This is a genomic window from Helicobacter bilis ATCC 51630, from assembly GCF_000686565.1.
Lineage (GTDB): Bacteria > Campylobacterota > Campylobacteria > Campylobacterales > Helicobacteraceae > Helicobacter_A > Helicobacter_A bilis.
In genome coordinates this window covers 1-1,154 of record NZ_JMKW01000127.1, presented here as the reverse complement: position 1 = coordinate 1,154, position 1,154 = coordinate 1, and the positions used below count along the sequence as shown (strand labels likewise).

Annotated in this window: 2 protein-coding genes; both read right to left on the bottom strand. The window is 36.7% G+C overall.

Annotated elements, in window-relative coordinates; genetic code table 11:
* The coding region (locus T368_RS0111620; RefSeq protein WP_027338515.1) for an aminotransferase class I/II-fold pyridoxal phosphate-dependent enzyme at window positions 1-601 on the bottom strand (601 nt) is incomplete at its 3' end.
* On the bottom strand, window positions 588-1,154 hold a 567-nt coding region (locus T368_RS14210; protein ID WP_155266244.1), incomplete at its 5' end, for an ATP-grasp fold amidoligase family protein. The genes T368_RS0111620 and T368_RS14210, both read right to left, overlap by 14 nt.

Here is a 1,154-nt window from a genome sequence, read left to right as displayed (position 1 = left end):
CACTTTTACCACAAAACTCATAATACGCCTCATCTATGACAAACAGCATATCGCCATATTTTGTGATAAGTAATTCTAGATTCAATATATCGTGCAATGTGCCAGTTGGATTGTTTGGATTACATATATACACGATTTTTGGTTGTGTATTTGCAAGAAAATTATCAAGCAAATTAAAATCAATATTGCCCTTTTCATCTGTGTGAAAAAATACACTTTGAAGCCCTATGCCATCAGCCCTTGAGCGGAAATTATCATAAGTTGGTGCAACAATACACACTTTATCGCCAACACTCCCAAAGACTTGCAAAATAAACTCGTGCGAACAATCAGAACTTGCAAAAATCTCTATACATTCACTTGGCACATTTGCATAATTACTTAGAAGGGCTAATAACTCTGCATTGTGCGTATTTGGATACCAGTGCAAGTTATCATTTAAAATGGCTTGTTGCAAGGCGGTTAGGACTTTTGGCGATGGCGGCATACTAGATTCATTCCAATCAAGCTTTAGAATCTTTTGCTTTTTGGGAATCTCCCATACCTTATGTGCGATAGGGATATAGGGCTTAAGATTTTGTATAAAACTATTTGCCTTCATCACTCCCCCTATTATATGAAGTGTGCTTCCACATATCACCTAGCTTTTTATCCCAAGATTCTGGAACAAGCCTTTCTGTCCCACACGCGTGCGTAAAAGTTAGCTCCCCCACAACGATTTTTTGCCCCTTAGCAAATGGCATATAGTATAAATCCACACGCACATAATCAAACATTTGGGATAGCACAAAGGCTAGTCTCTTAAGATACTCTAACTCACTGGGCTTTGGCGGAATGGGATTATTTGCATTATCATAAAGGAAGCCAAATGGGGCAAGATTCCAATCTTTATCCAAAATCGTGCGTTTATAATTTGTGAATCTATCGGCAGTAAGCTGAATATAACAATCTTCTAAACCTTGAAAAATATGAAATTTATAGGTATCTGGATCTTTTGTGCCATCTAACAACATCTCCTCCACAAAGATTCTAGGCTCTATATCTTTATAATGCCGTTCCCTATAAAGTGTGTAAAAGTTTGTGTTTAAATGTGTTGTGAGTTTAGTCATAGCTTCATTAAAGCTTTTAGAATCTTTTAGAAAAGATTCTTTGTC